This is a genomic window from Sinorhizobium fredii, assembly GCF_002944405.1.
GTDB classification, from domain to species: Bacteria; Pseudomonadota; Alphaproteobacteria; order Rhizobiales; family Rhizobiaceae; genus Sinorhizobium; species Sinorhizobium fredii_C.
The window spans coordinates 548,390-565,368 of the sequence record NZ_CP024310.1 but is presented as its reverse complement, the minus strand read 5'-3'; the positions used below and the strand labels follow the sequence as shown (position 1 = coordinate 565,368).

Annotated in this window: 14 protein-coding genes; 8 read left to right on the top strand and 6 right to left on the bottom strand. The window is 64.6% G+C overall.

The genetic code is table 11. The annotated features are described in order from the left end of the window. Positions 1-27 precede the first annotated feature (27 nt). The 4 genes from mmsB to NXT3_RS26410 form a co-directional block, all read right to left on the bottom strand. Positions 28-924, bottom strand: a complete 897-nt coding sequence (gene mmsB / locus NXT3_RS26425) for a 3-hydroxyisobutyrate dehydrogenase (RefSeq protein ID WP_037418965.1) — start codon at positions 922-924, stop codon at positions 28-30. Positions 925-981: 57 nt separating this feature from the next. Further along, a complete protein-coding gene (locus NXT3_RS26420; protein ID WP_104840984.1) occupies positions 982-2,049 on the bottom strand; it encodes an enoyl-CoA hydratase/isomerase family protein in 1,068 nt (355 codons plus the stop codon). 12 nt (positions 2,050-2,061) lie between these two features. Next, positions 2,062-3,204, bottom strand: a complete 1,143-nt coding sequence (locus NXT3_RS26415; RefSeq protein ID WP_179864747.1) for an isobutyryl-CoA dehydrogenase — start codon at positions 3,202-3,204, stop codon at positions 2,062-2,064. Positions 3,205-3,331: 127 nt separating this feature from the next. Then, a complete protein-coding gene (locus NXT3_RS26410; protein ID WP_097525783.1) occupies positions 3,332-4,750 on the bottom strand; it encodes a helix-turn-helix domain-containing protein in 1,419 nt (472 codons plus the stop codon). Between the two features lie 240 nt (positions 4,751-4,990). Here NXT3_RS26410 and NXT3_RS26405 point away from each other — a divergent pair, with 240 nt between their 5' ends. The 8 genes from NXT3_RS26405 to NXT3_RS26370 all read left to right on the top strand — a co-directional run bounded on the left by NXT3_RS26405 (position 4,991) and on the right by NXT3_RS26370 (position 14,863). Beyond that, the gene (locus NXT3_RS26405; protein ID WP_097525782.1) at positions 4,991-6,523 is read left to right on the top strand and encodes an acyl-CoA carboxylase subunit beta; all 1,533 of its coding nucleotides are present in this window, start codon (positions 4,991-4,993) and stop codon (positions 6,521-6,523) included. A gap of 8 nt (positions 6,524-6,531) precedes the next feature. After that, positions 6,532-6,816, top strand: a complete 285-nt coding sequence (locus NXT3_RS26400; protein ID WP_037418984.1) for a hypothetical protein — start codon at positions 6,532-6,534, stop codon at positions 6,814-6,816. A 29-nt stretch (positions 6,817-6,845) separates the two neighbouring features. Further along, positions 6,846-8,849: an acetyl-CoA carboxylase biotin carboxylase subunit gene (locus NXT3_RS26395; RefSeq protein WP_179864746.1), complete on the top strand. Its 2,004-nt coding sequence runs from the start codon at positions 6,846-6,848 to the stop codon at positions 8,847-8,849. 251 nt (positions 8,850-9,100) lie between these two features. Further along, positions 9,101-11,239 (top strand): methylmalonyl-CoA mutase, encoded by a 2,139-nt coding sequence (scpA, locus tag NXT3_RS26390; RefSeq protein ID WP_097525968.1) that lies wholly within the window; start codon positions 9,101-9,103, stop codon positions 11,237-11,239. 171 nt (positions 11,240-11,410) lie between these two features. Beyond that, positions 11,411-12,202, top strand: a complete 792-nt coding sequence (locus tag NXT3_RS26385; RefSeq protein WP_097525780.1) for a citryl-CoA lyase — start codon at positions 11,411-11,413, stop codon at positions 12,200-12,202. Positions 12,203-12,204: 2 nt separating this feature from the next. Then, positions 12,205-13,512 (top strand): phenylacetate--CoA ligase family protein, encoded by a 1,308-nt coding sequence (locus NXT3_RS26380; protein ID WP_179864745.1) that lies wholly within the window; start codon positions 12,205-12,207, stop codon positions 13,510-13,512. A gap of 51 nt (positions 13,513-13,563) precedes the next feature. Next, positions 13,564-14,154, top strand: coding sequence for a VOC family protein (locus NXT3_RS26375; RefSeq protein ID WP_037418943.1), 591 nt, complete (start codon positions 13,564-13,566; stop codon positions 14,152-14,154). A gap of 22 nt (positions 14,155-14,176) precedes the next feature. Beyond that, positions 14,177-14,863 carry a glutathione S-transferase family protein gene (locus tag NXT3_RS26370; protein WP_037418940.1) on the top strand — a complete coding sequence of 229 codons (687 nt, stop codon included), beginning with the start codon at positions 14,177-14,179 and terminating at the stop codon, positions 14,861-14,863. Between the two features lie 12 nt (positions 14,864-14,875). On the opposite strand, the gene NXT3_RS26365 is transcribed toward NXT3_RS26370, so the two are convergent. Together NXT3_RS26365 and NXT3_RS26360 are read right to left on the bottom strand one after the other, a co-directional pair. Then, entirely contained in the window at positions 14,876-15,502 is a 627-nt protein-coding gene (locus NXT3_RS26365; RefSeq protein ID WP_097525778.1) for a hypothetical protein, read from the bottom strand. 29 nt (positions 15,503-15,531) lie between these two features. Beyond that, the gene (locus NXT3_RS26360; protein ID WP_097525777.1) at positions 15,532-16,926 is read right to left on the bottom strand and encodes a selenium-binding family protein; all 1,395 of its coding nucleotides are present in this window, start codon (positions 16,924-16,926) and stop codon (positions 15,532-15,534) included. Between the last annotated feature and the right edge of the window lie 53 nt (positions 16,927-16,979).

Below are 16,979 nucleotides of genomic sequence, written 5' to 3'. Positions count from 1 at the left end.
TGTGTGCTCCTAAATGCGTGAGCATTACTACCCGCTCTTCGCCTCCTCCGTCCCACGCAACATGCGGATCAGCCCCGAGAAATCCTCGGCCCCATGGCCGAGCTTCTCGAACAGGCTGTAGAGCTGCGCCGCCTGGGCGCCCAACGGCGTCGTCGCGCCGCTCGCGCTCGCCGCCTGCTGGGCCAGCATCAGGTCTTTCAGCATCAGGCTCGCCATGAAGCCGGGCTTATAGTCGTTGTTGGCCGGCGAGGCCGGCACGGGTCCGGGCACCGGGCAATAGCTGGTCAGGGACCAGCACTGGCCGGAGGAGGTGGAGGCGACGTCGAAGAGCGCCTGGTGCGACAGGCCGAGCCGCTCGGCGAGCACGAAGGCTTCGCAGACCGCCGCCATCGAGACGCCGAGGATCATGTTGTTGCAGATCTTGGCGGCCTGGCCGGCACCGGCATCGCCGCAATGGACGATCTTCTTGCCCATCGCTTCGAGAAGGTGCTTGCCGCGGGAAAAGGCCCCGTCGCTGCCGCCGACCATGAACGTCAGCGTTCCGGCGGCCGCACCGGCGGTGCCGCCGGAAACCGGCGCATCGAGCGATGGGCAACCGGCCTTGTCGGCAAAACCGTGGACCTTGCGGGCGCTTTCGACGTCGATCGTCGAACTGTCGATGATCAGCGTGCCCGGATCGACGAAGCCGAGCAGCTCGTCCCAGACATAGATGACATGCGATCCGGCCGGCAGCATGGTGATGACGCATTCGGTTTCGCGCACCGCCTGGGAGATCGATCCGCCCACGGAAACGCCCGACTTGGCGGCCGCGTTGCGCGAGGCCTCCGACAGGTCGAAGCCGGTGACGGCGTGTCCCGCCTTCACCAGGTTGGCGGCCATCGGGCCGCCCATATTGCCAAGCCCGATAAAGGCGATCTTGGTCATCTTGTCTCTCCTCCTCCTCAACTCACGTCCCATGGCCCAGCGATTGGCGCGGCCGCGTCAGCCACCGGCAAAAAGCGGCGCGCCGTTAAAGTTCCCGAAGCGCGCAAGCATCTGCGGCGTGGCCTCCTTGAGCCCGACCGACCACTTCGGATTGCGGTCCTTGTCGATCACCGCGGCGCGCACGCCTTCGTAGAAATCCGGGTTCGACAGCATGGCGACACAGCCCGCATATTCCCGCTCGAGGCAGTCGTTCAGCGTCACGCTCTCGCGGCCGGCCCGCAGCAGCGAAAGGGTGAGTTTCAGGCTGATCGCCGAGCGCGTCTTCAGGAGGGCAAGCGTCTCGCGGGCGAAGTCCGAACCGTCCTTTTCCAGTGCCGCCAAGATTTCCTCGACCGTGTCAAAGGCGAAGCAGCGGTCGATGAGGGCAATGTGCGCGAGCAGCGCCGAGGCTGGCGCCTCGCTTGACACGGCGCGGATCGCGGCCGAAACATCCTCGGCAGTGGCGGACGGCGAAAGCCCGACGAGAGAGCCAATCAGCTGATCGAGCTTCTCCGACGAAACGAAACTGTCGGCAAGCCGCGCGTAGATCGCCGCCGCAGCCCCAACGTCGCGGCCGGTGAGACCGAGATAGGTGCCGAATTCGCCCGGCGCCCGCGGCAGGAGCCATGTCGCCCCGACATCGGTGAAATAGCCGATGCCGGTCTCGGGCATGGCGAAGCGCGTTTTCTCGGTGACGATGCGGTGGCTGCCATGGGAGGAGATGCCGACCCCGCCGCCCATGACGATGCCGTCCATGATGGCGACATAGGGCTTGCCATAGGCGGCAATGCGGCTGTTGACGATGAACTCCTCGCGCCAGAATTGCGCTCCCTCCTGCGGGCGTTCGCGGCCGCTCTCGTAGATCATGCGGATATCGCCGCCAGCACAAAGCCCGCGCTCGCCCTCGCCAGTGACGAGAACGGCGGCGATGGCCGGATCATCCTCGAATTCGGTGAGCGCCGCGTCGATCGCCCGAATCATCGCCAGGTTGAGGCTGTTCAGCGCGCGCGGCCGGTTGAGCCGGAGCCTGCCGATCGCGCCTTGACGTTCGACGATGACCTCCGGTTGAGCGGTCTGCATCTCCATGAAGTGTCCTTCCTATTTCCGTCCCATGACGGCGCGCGACACGATCAGCCGCATGATCTCGTTCGTTCCTTCGAGTATCTGGTGCACCCTTAGGTCCCTGACAATCTTCTCGACGCCGTAATCGGCGAGATAGCCGTAGCCGCCGTGCAGCTGCAGCGCTTCGTTGGCGACAGCAAAGCAGCGATCCGTGACGAAACGTTTGGCCATGGCGCAGAGCTTGGTCGCCTCCGGGTCACCCGAATCGAGGGCCGAGGCCGCACGCCAGAGGAAGGTGCGGGCGATTTCCAGATCGGTCGCCATGTCGGCGAGGCGAAACTGCAGCGCCTGGAATTCGCCGATCGCTCTTCCGAAGGCGCGGCGCTCCTGGACATAGGCGAGCGCCTTGTCGAAGGCGGCCTGTGCACCTCCGAGCGAGGCGGCGGCGATGTTGAGGCGACCGCCATCGAGCCCTGCCATGGCGATCCTGAAGCCCTGGCCCTCGGCGCCCAGGCGGTTCTCGGCCGGAACGCGGACGTTGTCGAGCATCACCGCCCGCGTCGGCTGGGCGTGCCAGCCCATCTTCTTCTCGTTGGCGCCAAAGGTCAGACCGGGCGTCTCCTTGTCGACGACGAAGGCGGAAATGCCCTTCGGCCCCTCTTCGCCGGTGCGCGCCATGACGATGTAGAAGCCGGATTCGCCGGCCCCGGAAATGAACTGCTTCTGCCCGGTGAGCAGGTAGGCGTCGCCGTCACGCACGGCCTTGGTCTTCAGCGCCGCCGCGTCCGAGCCGGAACCGGGCTCGGTCAGGCAATAGCTCGCCAGGATTTCCATGGTGAGCAGCCGCGGCAGCAGCCGCTGACGCTGCTCCTCGGTCCCGTAGCGATCAATCATGCCGGCGCACATATTGTGGATCGATACGAAGGAGGCGATCGCCGGGCAGCCGGTCGCCAGCGCCTCAATGATCATCGCGGCGTCGAGGCGCGTGAGCCCCGTGCCGCCGACGTCGTCGCGGACATAGATGCCCGCCATGCCGAGGGCGGCGGCGGCGCGCAGCGTCTCCACCGGAAAATGCTTCTGCTGGTCCCAGTCGATCGCGTGGGGCGCGAGCTCGTCGCAGGCGAAATCGAGCGCCATCGCGCGGATGGCTTCCTGCTCCTCCGACAGGCGAAAATCCATATGCATGTCCTCCCTGACCGGCATATTGACGATATGGCGCTGTAGTTACATCAAATCTCGCACAGGCACAGACGCAAATTCTCACAGCATCTGTTCAAAATCGAACAGACCTGCGAGACGAGGCAGATCAGCTCTCACTCAAACGATACGGCAGAGAGCCGCGCATGTCATGGTCAACGATCAACTTGCGCTTCAGCGGAGGGACGGCGCGGCTCGCGCATTTGGTGCGGTCGCAGATGCGGCAGGAGATGCCGATCGGATCGAAGGCGGCACGGTTGCCGAGATCGAGGTCGTCCGCATAGACGAAGGCGTCGGCATAGGAGATCTCGCAGCCGAGCGCCAGCGCATAGCGCGGATGGGCGGCGCGGTAGCCGCCGCCGCCCTTGGTGATCTGGGTGGCGAGACACAGGTAGCGCACGCCGTCGGGCGTCTCGGCGAGCTGGCGGATGATCCGGCCGGGCGCCTCGAAGGCCTGATGGACGTTCCAGAGCGGGCAGGCCGCACCGAAACGGGCGAATTGCAGCTTGGCGGCGCTGTGGCGCTTGGTGATGTTGCCGGCCCGGTCGATGCGGGCGAAGAAGATCGGAATGCCCTTCTGGCCCGGCCGCTGCAAGGTCGACAGCCGGTGGCAGACCTGTTCCAGCGAGGCGCCGAACCGGGCGGCGATGAGTTCGATATCATGGCGCAGCTCGCGCGCCGCCTTGAGGAATGTCTGGTAGGGCAGGATCAGCGCGCCTGCGAAATAATTCTGCAGGCCGATGCGACAGATTTCATGGGCCTCCTCGGTGCGGAAGCCGGCGCTTCCCGCCACCCGATCGATCTCCTCGCGGGCGTGAAGCTGGGCGATCTGCAGCGCCAGCTGGAAGTCGCGCGTCGGCGGCGGGGCGTAGGGATTCAAGGTCAGAATACGGGCGCGCGGATCGAAGCGGCGGATCGCCTCGTCGCCGGCGGCGCCCCGCACGACGCGCACGCCGTGCCGCTGTTCGAGATAGCTTGTGAGCGCGGCGTGACTGTCGCCCTCTCCCAGGCGGAGTTCGCCCGCCAGGCGCTCGGCCAGAGTGTCGATCTCGTGGATGTAGTTGTCGACGAAATGGAAGAAGTCGCGCACTTCCTCGTAGGGGGTGGTCTCGACGAAGGAAGCGTTGCGGCCGATCGTGTCGTCGATGCTGGCGAGCTGTTCGCTGTTGCGGCGATAGGCCTGGTGGCACTTGATCAGCGCATGCGCTAGTCCCGGCGCGTTCTGGCTGATCAGCTTGAGTTCCTGGAGGCTCGGCGCATAGGTCTCGAACAGCGGGTCGCTGAGCGCTTCCGTAAGCGCCGATAGCAGCCGGTCACCCTCGCCGGTGGAGAGTTCGGCGATATCGATCTGGAATTTCTCCGCCAGCGCCAGGAGCACCGCCGCCGAGACCGGGCGCTGATTGTTCTCGATCTGGTTGAGGTAGCTCGTCGAGATGCCGATCCGCTCGGCGAACTGGCCCTGGGTGGCGCGGTTTGCTTCCCTGACTTCCCTGACCTTGCGGCCGATATAGAGCTTGCCGATCGCCATTTCGCAACTTCGCAATTTGCGGTTTACAAGTTTCTATATTCCACCTTTGCACATCATCGGCCGTTTTACCATCCGACCTTCGGCGCTATTGCCATCCTGCAGCGCCGCGCGTCCGATCAGACGCGTAAGCGTCGCCATAGCACTTTTGAATTGCTGCATGTTTCTTTAAATCCGCTAGGATTTGAGTTGATATGCAGGAGCGAAGCCTCTGCACAATCAGCAAAAAACAGGAGGAGAGCGATGCGCGCCATACTTGAACAGGTCGAGGCCCGGCGGGCCGAGGCACGCGCCGGCGGCGGCGAGAAGCGCATTGCCGCTCAGCACGGCAAGGGCAAGCTGACGGCGCGCGAGCGCATCGACGTGCTGCTCGACGAAGACTCCTTCGAAGAGTACGACATGTATGTGACGCATCGTTGCGTCGATTTCGGCATGGCCAACCAGAAGGTCGCCGGCGACGGCGTCGTCACCGGCTGGGGCACGATCAACGGCCGCCAGGTCTATGTGTTTTCCCAGGACTTCACCGTGCTCGGCGGCTCGCTCTCCGAGACCCACGCCCAGAAGATCTGCAAGGTCATGGACATGGCGGCTCGCAACGGCGCCCCGGTGATCGGTCTCAACGACAGCGGCGGCGCCCGCATCCAGGAAGGCGTCTCCTCGCTCGCCGGCTATGCCGAGGTGTTCCGCCGAAATGCCGAGGTCTCCGGCGTCGTCCCGCAGATCTCGGTGATCATGGGGCCCTGCGCCGGCGGCGCCGTCTATTCGCCGGCGATGACCGACTTCATCTTCATGGTGCGCGACTCATCCTACATGTTCGTGACCGGGCCGGATGTGGTGAAGACGGTGACGAACGAGATCGTCACGGCGGAGGAACTCGGCGGTGCCCGTACCCACACGACCAAATCCTCGGTCGCCGACGGCGCCTATGAGAACGACATCGAGGCGCTCGAACAGGTACGGCTGCTGTTCGATTTCCTGCCATTGAACAACCGCGAGAAGCCGCCGGTGCGGCCCTTCCATGACGACCCTGCACGCCTCGAGATGCGGCTCGACAGCCTCATTCCGGAAAGCGCCGCCAAGCCCTACGACATGAAGGAGCTGATCCTCGCCGTTGCCGACGAGGGTGACTTCTTCGAGCTGCAGGCGGATTTCGCCCGCAACATCATCACCGGCTTCATCCGCCTGGAAGGCCAGACAGTCGGTGTCGTCGCCAACCAGCCGATGGTGCTCGCCGGCTGCCTCGACATCGATTCCTCGCGGAAAGCCGCGCGCTTCGTGCGCTTCTGCGACGCCTTCTCGATCCCGATCCTGACGCTCGTCGACGTGCCCGGCTTCTTGCCCGGCACCGCCCAGGAATATGGCGGCGTCATCAAGCACGGCGCCAAGCTCCTGTTCGCCTACAGCCAGGCGACGGTGCCGATGGTGACGCTGATCACTCGCAAGGCCTATGGCGGCGCCTATGACGTCATGGCCTCGAAGCATATCGGCGCCGACGTCAACTATGCCTGGCCGACGGCCGAGATCGCCGTGATGGGCGCCAAGGGCGCGACCGAGATCCTCTATCGCTCCGAACTCGGCGATTCGGAGAAGATCGCGGCGCGCACGAAGGAGTACGAGGAGCGCTTCGCCAATCCCTTTGTCGCCGCAGAGCGCGGCTTTATCGACGAGGTGATCATGCCGCACTCCTCGCGCCGCCGCATCGCCCGCGCCTTCGCCTCGCTTCGCAACAAGCAGGTGGAGACCCGCTGGCGCAAGCACGATACGATTCCGCTTTGATGGACACCATGGGGCAGAAACTGCAGGTTCGGATGACGCCCAACGCCGCCGGCCGCGGTCACCGCCGCTTGCTGCGGCATCTGGCGATGAGCACCCTCTCCGGGCTCGTCGCCGGGGCGGTCGCTGTCGGCACGCTGATGATGCTCGACATCGGCTCGATCGGCACGCTGGTGGCGCGCTCCACCGACCCGTTGCTTGCCGCAGCGACGGTGCTTGCGCCCTTCGCCCTTGTCGGCGCCGCCGCGGGTGCCGCGATCGGCTTGCTGCCCTATTTCAGAAAATTCAGGCGATGACGCGACCGAAAGAGTTCAAAGGGAAACGGATGTTCAAGAAAATCCTCATCGCCAATCGCGGCGAAATCGCCTGCCGCGTCATCAAGACCGCCAGGAAGCTCGGGATTGCGACCGTCGCCGTCTATTCCGACGCCGACCGCGACGCCATGCATGTGCGCCTGGCGGACGAGGCCGTCCATATCGGCCCGTCCCCGTCGAGCCAGTCCTACATCGTCATCGACAAGATCCTTGAGGCGATCCGCAAGACCGGTGCCGACGCCGTCCATCCAGGCTACGGCTTCCTGTCCGAAAACGCCGCCTTCGCCGAGGCGTTGGAAAAGGAGGGCGTCGCCTTCATCGGCCCGCCGGTCAAGGCGATCGAGGCGATGGGCGACAAGATCACCTCGAAGAAGATCGCGGCCAAGGCCGGCGTTTCCACCGTTCCCGGCCATATGGGCCTGATCGAGGACGCCGACGAGGCGGCGCGGATTGCTTCGTCGATCGGCTTTCCGGTGATGATCAAGGCCTCGGCCGGCGGCGGCGGCAAGGGGATGCGCATTGCCTGGAACGAGCGCGAGGCGCGCGAAGGCTTCCAGTCGTCGAAGAACGAGGCGAAAAGCTCGTTTGGCGACGACCGCATCTTCATCGAGAAATTCGTGACCGAACCGCGCCACATCGAGATCCAGGTGCTCGGCGACAAGCACGGCAACACGCTCTATCTCGGCGAGCGGGAATGCTCGATCCAGCGGCGGAACCAGAAGGTCATCGAGGAGGCCCCCTCGCCATTCCTTGACGAAACGACCCGCCGTGCCATGGGCGAGCAGGCGGTGGCGCTCGCCAGGGCCGTCGGCTATCACTCGGCCGGCACGGTCGAATTCATCGTCGACGGCGAGCGCAACTTCTATTTCCTCGAGATGAACACCCGCCTGCAGGTCGAGCATCCGGTGACGGAGCTCGTCACCGGCCTCGATCTCGTCGAGCAGATGATCCGCGTCGCCGCCGGCGAGAAGCTCGCCTTCGGCCAAGGCGACGTGAAGCTCGAAGGCTGGGCGATCGAGAGCCGGCTCTATGCCGAGGACCCCTATCGCAACTTCCTGCCCTCGATCGGCCGGCTGACGCGCTACCGGCCGCCGGCAGAGGGCCGGCAGGACGATGGCACGGTCATCCGCAACGACACCGGCGTCTTCGAGGGCGGCGAGATCTCGATGTACTACGACCCTATGATCGCCAAGCTCTGCACCTGGGGGCCGGATCGTGCAGCGTCAGTCGCGGCGATGGCGGAGGCGCTCGACGCCTTCGAGGTCGAAGGCATCGGCCACAACCTGCCGTTCCTTTCCGCCGTGATGCAGCAGGACCGCTTCCGCGAGGGACGGCTGACGACCGCCTATATCGCCGAGGAATTCGCCGATGGCTTCCACGGCGTCGTGCCGGACGAGGCATCGGCGATGAAACTCGCCGCCATCGCCGTCACCATCAATCAGGCGCTGCAGGAGCGCGCCAGCCGGGTTTCCGGGACGATCGGCAACCCCCGCCGGGTCGTCGGCCATGAGTGGATGGTGAACCTTGCCGAGCGCGAATTCCAGGCGACTGCGGATCTTTCGGCCGACGGCGGCTACATCCGTTTCGCCGATGGACCGGCCATTTCGGTCGCCAGCGACTGGCTTCCCGGCCGCACGCTCGCCACCTTCGAGCTCGACAATCGGCCGATCAATGTGAAGGTCGACCTCGCCGGCACCGGCTTAAGACTGCGCTGGCGCGGCATCGATGTCGTCGCCCGGGTCAGAAGCCCGCGCGTCGCCGAACTCGCCCGGCTGATGCCGAAGAAGCCGCCGCCGGACACCTCGAAGATGCTGCTCTGCCCGATGCCCGGCGTCGTCACCTCGATTGCAGTGAAGGCCGGCGATGCGGTCGAGGCCGGCCAATCGCTCGCCGTCGTCGAGGCGATGAAGATGGAAAACATCCTGCGGGCCGAAAAGCGCGCGACGGTGAAGCGCGTTGCGATCGCCGCCGGCGCTAGCCTGGCGGTGGATGAGCTGATCATGGAGTTCGAGTGATGGGGATCGTCGCGACGTGGGTACAGGTACCCCCTCTGCCCTGCCGGGCATCTCCCCCTCAAGGGGGGGAGATCGGCAAGACGCGAGCTCGCCACTCACCTCTTCGATGGCCTTAACTGCGCATCACCAGTTGGAGTGGCGCGCAACGGTCCCTCCTCTATCTTCCCCCTTGAGGGGGAGATGCCCGGCAGGGCAGAGGGGGGGGGTGTCCTCAAATGCGGCGAAATACGCATATGCACGGAGTGGCGTCGATGCCTGACAAAAACCTCAAAGACTGGGAAGCCCTCGCCGAGAAGGAGCTGAAGGCCTCCCCCGAAAGCCTCACTTGGCATACGCCGGAGGGCATCGAGGTCAAACCGCTCTACACGCGCGACGACCTCGCGGACATCGGCGTGCTCGACTCGCTCCCAGGCTTCGAGCCCTTCCTGCGCGGCCCGCGTGCCACCATGTATGCCGGCCGCCCCTGGACGATCCGGCAATATGCCGGCTTCTCCACGGCGGAAGCCTCGAACGCCTTCTATCGCAAGGCGCTTGCCGCCGGCCAGCAGGGCGTCTCGGTCGCCTTCGACCTCGCCACCCATCGTGGCTATGACAGCGACCACCCCCGCGTCGTCGGCGACGTCGGCAAGGCGGGGGTGGCAATCGACTCGGTCGAGGACATGAAGATCCTGTTCGACGGCATCCCGCTCGAGAAAATCTCAGTCTCGATGACCATGAACGGCGCGGTGATCCCGATCCTCGCCTCCTTCATCGTTGCCGGCGAGGAACAGGGCGTGTCGCGTGAGAACCTCTCCGGGACCATCCAGAACGACATTCTCAAGGAGTTCATGGTTCGCAACACTTACATCTACCCGCCGGAACCCTCGATGCGGATCGTCGCCGACATCATCGAATATACGGCGAAGGAGATGCCGAAATTCAACTCGATCTCGATCTCCGGCTATCATATGCAGGAGGCCGGCGCGACGCTGGTGCAGGAGCTTGCCTTCACGCTGGCCGACGGGCGCGAATATGTGCGCGCGGCTCTCGCGAAGGGGCTGAACGTCGACGACTTCGCCGGCCGGCTCTCCTTCTTCTTCGCGATCGGTATGAACTTCTTCATGGAGGCCGCGAAGCTGCGCGCCGCGCGCCTTCTCTGGACGCGGATCATGAAGGAGTTCGAGCCGACGAAGGCATCTTCGCTGATGCTCCGGACCCATTGCCAGACCTCCGGCGTCTCGCTCGCCGAGCAGGATCCCTATAACAACATCATCCGCACGGCCTTCGAGGCGATGTCGGCCGTGCTTGGCGGCACGCAGTCGCTGCATACCAATTCCTTCGACGAGGCGATTGCGCTGCCGACCGAGTTTTCCGCCCGTATCGCCCGCAACACGCAACTGATCCTGCAGCACGAGACGGGCGTGACGAAAGTCGTCGACCCGCTCGCCGGCTCCTACTACGTCGAGAGTCTCACGAACGAGCTTGCCGAAAAGGCCTGGGCGCTGATCGAGGAAGTGGAAGCGCTCGGCGGCATGACCAAGGCGGTCAATGCGGGCCTGCCGAAGCGGCTGATCGAAGAGGCGGCAACCCGCCGCCAGGCGGCGGTCGACCGGGGCGACGAGGTCATCGTCGGCGTCAACAAATATCGACTCGAGAACGAAGAACCAATCGACATTCTCCAGATCGACAACGCCGCCGTCCGGACGGCCCAGATCAAACGGATCGAGGAAACCAGGCGGCGCCGCGACTCGCAGAAGGTGAAGCAGATGCTGGAAACGCTGGCCGAAGTGGCAAGAAGCGGCAAGGGCAATCTGCTTGGCGCTGCGGTCGAGGCGGCACGGGCGCGCGCCACCGTCGGCGAAATCTCCGACGCGATGCGGCAGGCCTTCGGCGACCATGCAGCCATTCCCGAGGTCGTCACCGACATCTACGGCAAGGCCTATGAGGGCGACCCGGAGCTCGGCGTGCTGTCCGGACGGCTCGGGGAGGTCACAAAACGGCTTGGTCATAAGCCGAAGATCATGGTCGCCAAGCTCGGCCAGGACGGCCACGACCGCGGCGCCAAGGTGATCGCCTCGGCCTTCGGCGACATCGGCTTCGATGTCGTCGCCGGCCCCTTGTTCCAGACGCCGGACGAGGCGGCCGAACTGGCGCTTGCCGAGGAGGTCACCGTCGTCGGCGTTTCCTCGCTCGCCGCCGGCCACAGGACGCTGATGCCGCAACTCGCCGAAGCGCTGAAGAAGCGCGGCGGAAAGGACATCATCGTCGTCTGCGGCGGCGTCATCCCGCGACAGGACTATCAGTATCTGATTGAGAACGGCGTCTCCGCCGTCTTCGGGCCAGGCACGCATGTGCTCGATGCGGCGCGCGCGGTGCTCGACCTGATCGAAGGCAAGCGGCGCAACGTCTGAAGACCATCGGCAAGGATGCCATTCCGAGGATGGCTCGCGAGGCGAGCCGTCCTTTGCACGCGCCGAGCGCGCAACGTGCGCCGCTTTACCTCGGCTTTTTTTGAACTACTATCATCGCTGTAGCGCGCCCCGCGGACAACAGCGTCCGCAGACACCGCCAGAGGGAACCGCATGCAGATCGGCAAACCTCACGAGGCGATCACCCGCATTTGCCAGGCAAGTGCGGACAGCGTTGAGGTGCGCGGCCGCGATCTCTGCCGCGATCTCATGGGACGGCTGAGCTTTACCGAGTATTTCTACCTGCTGCTGACCGGGCGGGAGCCGACGGATAACCAGCGCTACTTTCTCGACCTGCTGCTCATTGGCATCGCCGAGCACGGCATGATGCCGACGGTACAGGCGGCGCGCATGACGCTCGCCGCCGACCCGGATTCCCTACAGGGCGCCTTGGCGGCGGGTCTTCTCGGCTGCGGCCCTGTGCTGGTCGGAACAGCGGAGCGATGCGGCAAGTTTCTGGCCGAGGCGCAGGCCCGGGTCGCAGCCGGCGAGGAGGCGAAGCTGGTCGCCGTCGCAATGCTGCAGGACGTCCGTAGGGCCGGCGGAAAGCTGCCGGGATTCGGCCACCCGGTGCATCGCCCGACCGATCCCCGCGCCGAACGGATCCTCGAACTCGCGGACGCGCGCGGCGTCAGCGGACCGCATGTCCGCATGGCGCGAAACTTCCGCGCCGCTGCGGCCGAGGCCTGGGGCAAGCCCCTGGTGATGAACGTTTCCATGCCGATCGCCGCCGTGCTTCTCGATCTCGATTTTCCGGTTGCGATGATCAAGGCGGTGCCGCTGCTGGCCCGCGCCGGCGGCCTGCTTGCCCATCTCGCCGAGGAGCAGCAACGCCCGATCGGTTTCACCTTGGCAGCGCATGCGGAAGCGGCTGTCACCTACCAGAACGACAAGGGCGACGGCTGATCATGTTCGAGCCCGATGTCGAGACGCTGCCCTGGCGCGACCAGATCCGGTTGGATGACGCGCTCTACCGAAAGCAGATCGCATACCTGCTGGCGCGTTCGCGTTTTTATCAGCGCAAGCTCGGCGAGGCGGGTTTCGACACAGCCGAAATGATCGGCGGGCTCGATGCGATCGCCGATCTGCCGCTGACCGAGAAGAGCGATATCCGGGCGAGTTGCAGTGACGCAGAGCCGATGGGTGCGCATGTCGCCGCACCTATGGACCAGATTGTCCGCATCTATTCCACCAGCGGGACGACCGGGACGCCGAGCTATATTCCGCTGACGGCGCAGGATCTTGACAATTGGGTGACGGCGTCGGCGCGCAGCTATTCCGCCTCGGGGATCAGGCAAGGCGAGGCGATCGTTTCGACCTACAACGCCGGACCCTTCGCTGCTGGCGCCGCACTCGGCGCCTTCGACCGGCTAGGCATGTGCCACATCCCGGTCGGCACCGGCAACACCGAACGCCTGATGGCCGCCATTCGCCTTTTAAGGCCCTCGGCGGCGGTGATGACGCCGTCCTACGCGGCCCACCTTTGCGAATGGGCCGCCGACCGCGGCTTCGATCTCAAAGGCTCCAGCGTCCGCCGGTTACTCGTCGCCGGCGAACCGGGGGGCGGCGAACCTAAATTTAGGGCGCGCCTTGAGGAGGCCTGGGGCGCAAAGGTCACCGAGGCCATGGGCATCGGTGACATCGGCGTGTCGCTGTGGGGCGAATGCGAGGAACAATGCGGTATGCATCTCGGTGCCCGCGGCTTCGTCCACGCCGAGCTGATCGATCCCGATTCGGCAGCGCCGATAGCCCTTGCCGACGGCGCGAAAGGCGAGCTGGTGCTCACCCATCTTCGCCATCAGGCGGCACCGATGCTGAGGTTCCGCACGCGTGACCATGTGGAGATGTGGACGTCTCCCTGCCGCTGCGGACGGACGGCGCCGCGGCTGCGCTGCATCGGCCGGACAGACGACCTTTTGATCGTCCGCGGCGTCAACGTGTTTCCCTCGGCTATCCGCGACGTCGTGAACGAATTTGCCCCGGCCGTCAGCGGCGCCATCCTGATAACACCGGTGGCCGCGGGTGCCCGGCAGCAGCCGCCCTTGCCGGTTTCGGTGGAACTCGCCAGGGACAGCGAAGGCATCGCGAATCTGGCCGAGAGGATCCAGAAGCGTATTCGTGAGGTGCTCGTCGTTTCAACAAGAATAAAAATGGTGCCCTGGGGCACTCTCCAGCGCAGCGAATACAAGTCGAAACTGGTGCATCAAACGGCATGAGGAAAGCGGCTTTCCGCGCTCACCCGCGGAAGAAGATTAGGGAGGACGGCAATGCGGAAGCTTCAATCGCAGGGGGTCCATCACATAACGCTGGTCGGAGCCGACCGGCAGACGTCGATCGACTTCTGGGAGGGCATTCTCGGCATGCCCTTCATCTTCGAGCAGCCGAATCTCGACCGGGCCTCGGAAAGCCATCTCTATTTCGATCCCGGCGACGGGCGGCTGATCACCGTCTTCACCGACGAGACCCGCAAGCCCGATCCGAAACGGACGTCGACGGATATCGGCTGCGTGCATCACATCGCCTTCGCCGTCTCGCGGGCGACATTCCAGCAGGCGGTCGAGCGCCTCGATGAGCGCAACATCCGCCACAGCGGCGTCAAGGATCGCGGCTTCATGGACTCGATCTATTTCGAAGACCCGCTCGGCCTCCTGGTCGAGCTCGCCTCCTACCGCTTCGAGCCGCCGGCCGGCCACACCCATGCCGACGTGCTGATGGAGGCGCACAACATCCGGCTGGCGCGCGGCGACTACGCCATCGCCGAGGTGCATCTCGCCGATGCGATCGAGGCACTGATCGAAAGTGTACGGCCGACGCTCTCGGCTGACCGCGCGCCGAAGGACCCATATGGATCAATTTAGGGAAGCAGAGGGAGGAAGGCAGATGGCAACGATAAAGCTCAACGTGATCAAGCCCAGCGTCAACAACATGACGGTGCGCGTGTTTCTAAGGGCGGCAAATCTCGATTTTGCCGAGCATGACGTCTACGGACAAACCCGCTCCGCCGAATATCTGGCTCGCGCCCCGTCGCATCTGACGCCGATGATCGAAACGGCGGACCTGCCCAGGGGCGCGCTCTGGGAAAGCTGCGCGATCATGCAGTATCTCTGCAACAAGCATGGACTCGATCGGTTCTATCCGAAGGACCCGGAAGCGCGCGCAATGATCGATAGCGCCATGTTCTACCTGATCGGCACCTTCTATCCTTATCTGGCCCGCGCCACCTACCCGGCTCTCAATTTCCCGCAATATCCGGGCGAAGTCGGCTTCAGCGAGGCGGATGCGGAAACCAAGGAGCGGGCCCGCCAGGCCGCCGCTGAGGCGCTTGCCGAACCGCTCGAGGTCTTCCGCCTTTTCTACATAGGCGACAAGCCGTTCATCGGCGGCGACAGCCCGTCGATCGCGGATATCAGGCTTGCCGCGACACTCGAATTCCTAGCGGCGATCGACTATTCCCTGCCGGACTGGGCCAAGACCTATGTCGCGGCCATGGAGACGTCGCTTGGCGACGCCTATAACGAGCCGGCCGCCGATGTCCGCGGCTACATCGATTATGTGAAGTCGTTGTAGGCAGAATGCGCTTTACCAGACGAGGAGGATGATGCCGGTTGCGCCGAGTGCGGCGATCCAGAGCCGATCGAAATTGATCCATGCGGATCGCAATCCGGCAAGGCCAAGCCAGGTAAAGACCATCAGGGCAATCGCGGCGATCACCGCGAGCATCGCGCCGGTATGGACGGCAATTGCAGCAAGGGAAACCGAGAGCGAGTCGGTGGTGCCGGCCACCCCCGCCTGATCGGAAAGGCAGAGGCTAAGCACCGCGGGCACGAGCATCAGTCCGGCGCCATGGCTCGTGGCCATCAGGAAGGACCAGGCCGCAAGCCCCGCCATGCCGGCTTGCATGCCGACCCTGACGCGATGACGGTGTCCGTAGATGGCAAGATAGCCGGTAAGGCCCAGGATGAAGACGGCGGTAACGAGCTGCAGGCCGCGCAGGTCCATGACCGCCCCGAAGGCGACCATCGCGGCGAGCACGGTCCCAATGGAAACGGCATGCCCGAGGGCGATCGGGACAAGCGAGAGCCAGACGGTGCGGGCGCTTTGCCGATGCAGCCCGAGCGCCACGGCGAAAAGCCAGCCCATCGCCGGATTGGCGCCGTGAAAGGCGCCGAGACCGGCAAGCGAGAGCCAGGGCCAGAAATCCATTATCCGCTCCGGCGAGCATCGTTCTGCTCACTTCAAGAATAGCAATAGGAATCCGACGAACAGTCGCCACCCTCGAGCCGAACCTGATGCGGCCGGTGGCCCTTCGGCCAGTCGACGAAGAATTTTCCGTCGAAGGAAATCCCGCCATTGTCGCCGACATCGAGCTTCACCATCCAGCCGTCGAGACCCTCCGGATAGAATTGCGGGTCGATGGCGCCATAAAGCGAATTGGTGAAGTAGACCCGCTTGCCGTCGCGGCTGATCTCCACCATCTGCGGCCCGCCGTTCAAGCGGCCATTCGATGCCTTCGGATGCGTCGCGCGCGCGACGATTCCGCCGATCCGCACCCGTCCGGCCTCCTTCGGCGCAAGCGGATCAGAAACGTCGTATTGGATCATGTCTCCGGTGCCCCAGCAGGAGACGTAGAGGAAGCGATCATCCATCGAGAGGTCGATATCGGTGACGAGCGGCGGCACGGCCTGGAAGCCCTTGAGCAAGGGCGGCAAGAGGTCCGGATCGGCCGGCTCTGCGGGTATCTCGATCACCTTCTTCACCGCCCACTGGTTGCCTTCGCGATACCAGGTCCAGATCGATGCGGAGAGGTCCTTAAGGCTGATGACGCAGCCGACGAAACCATGGGCCTTGGTCGGATCATGGGCCGGGCGCAATTCGAAGACGAGCTGATGTTCCTCGCCGAAGTCGATCTCCTGCAGGTGCTTGCGCGTATGCAGATCCCAGAAATGCAGCCGGCGGCCATACTGGGAGCCGAGCAGCACTTCCGGAACGAGGCCGTTTTCGAACGTATCGGGCGTTCCCCATTCGCTGGTGATCATCGTGTCGTGGCCGAGATGCCACCAGAAGTCATAGGCGAGCTTCTGCGGGCCGCGGTCCATTTCCCATTGGCCGAGCACGTCGAAACTGTCGTGGTCGAGCAGGAAGATGCCGCCTGGCGCCTTGCCGTCACGGTCGGCGAGCGCGTTGACGTAGATGCCCTCCGGTCCGCAATGGATCGTGTGCAGCCGCGAATAGTTGGCCCGTTCGGCGACTTCCTCGGGCTCGATGACGCGGACGATCTCAGGCTTGCGTGGATCGGGCTTCGTGTCGATGATATGCAGCCGCGATGATCTCAAGCCGGGCACGACGAGGTAGCGGCGCTCGACATGCGGATGCGGCGCATTGGGGCACAAGCAGGATGAGCAGGCGTTCCAGCCGAAATGGTGAAGCTCGTCGCCGACATTCGGCATGTCGACCTGCCCGACGATCTGAGAATAGCTTGCGGATGCCGGGTCGAGGTCGACGACGGCGATTGCGTCCGGCCGCTGCCGGTCCGGGTCGAAGGCCGCCACATAGGCAAGCGTCTCTTTCGGCGCCTTGGCGGCCATGCGTGGGGATGGATAGAAGGAAGGATCGGGTCGCCACGTCGCCATTTCGTTTCTCCCCCAGAGAAGACAATGCGTGGATCCTGATGCAAGCTTAGGTG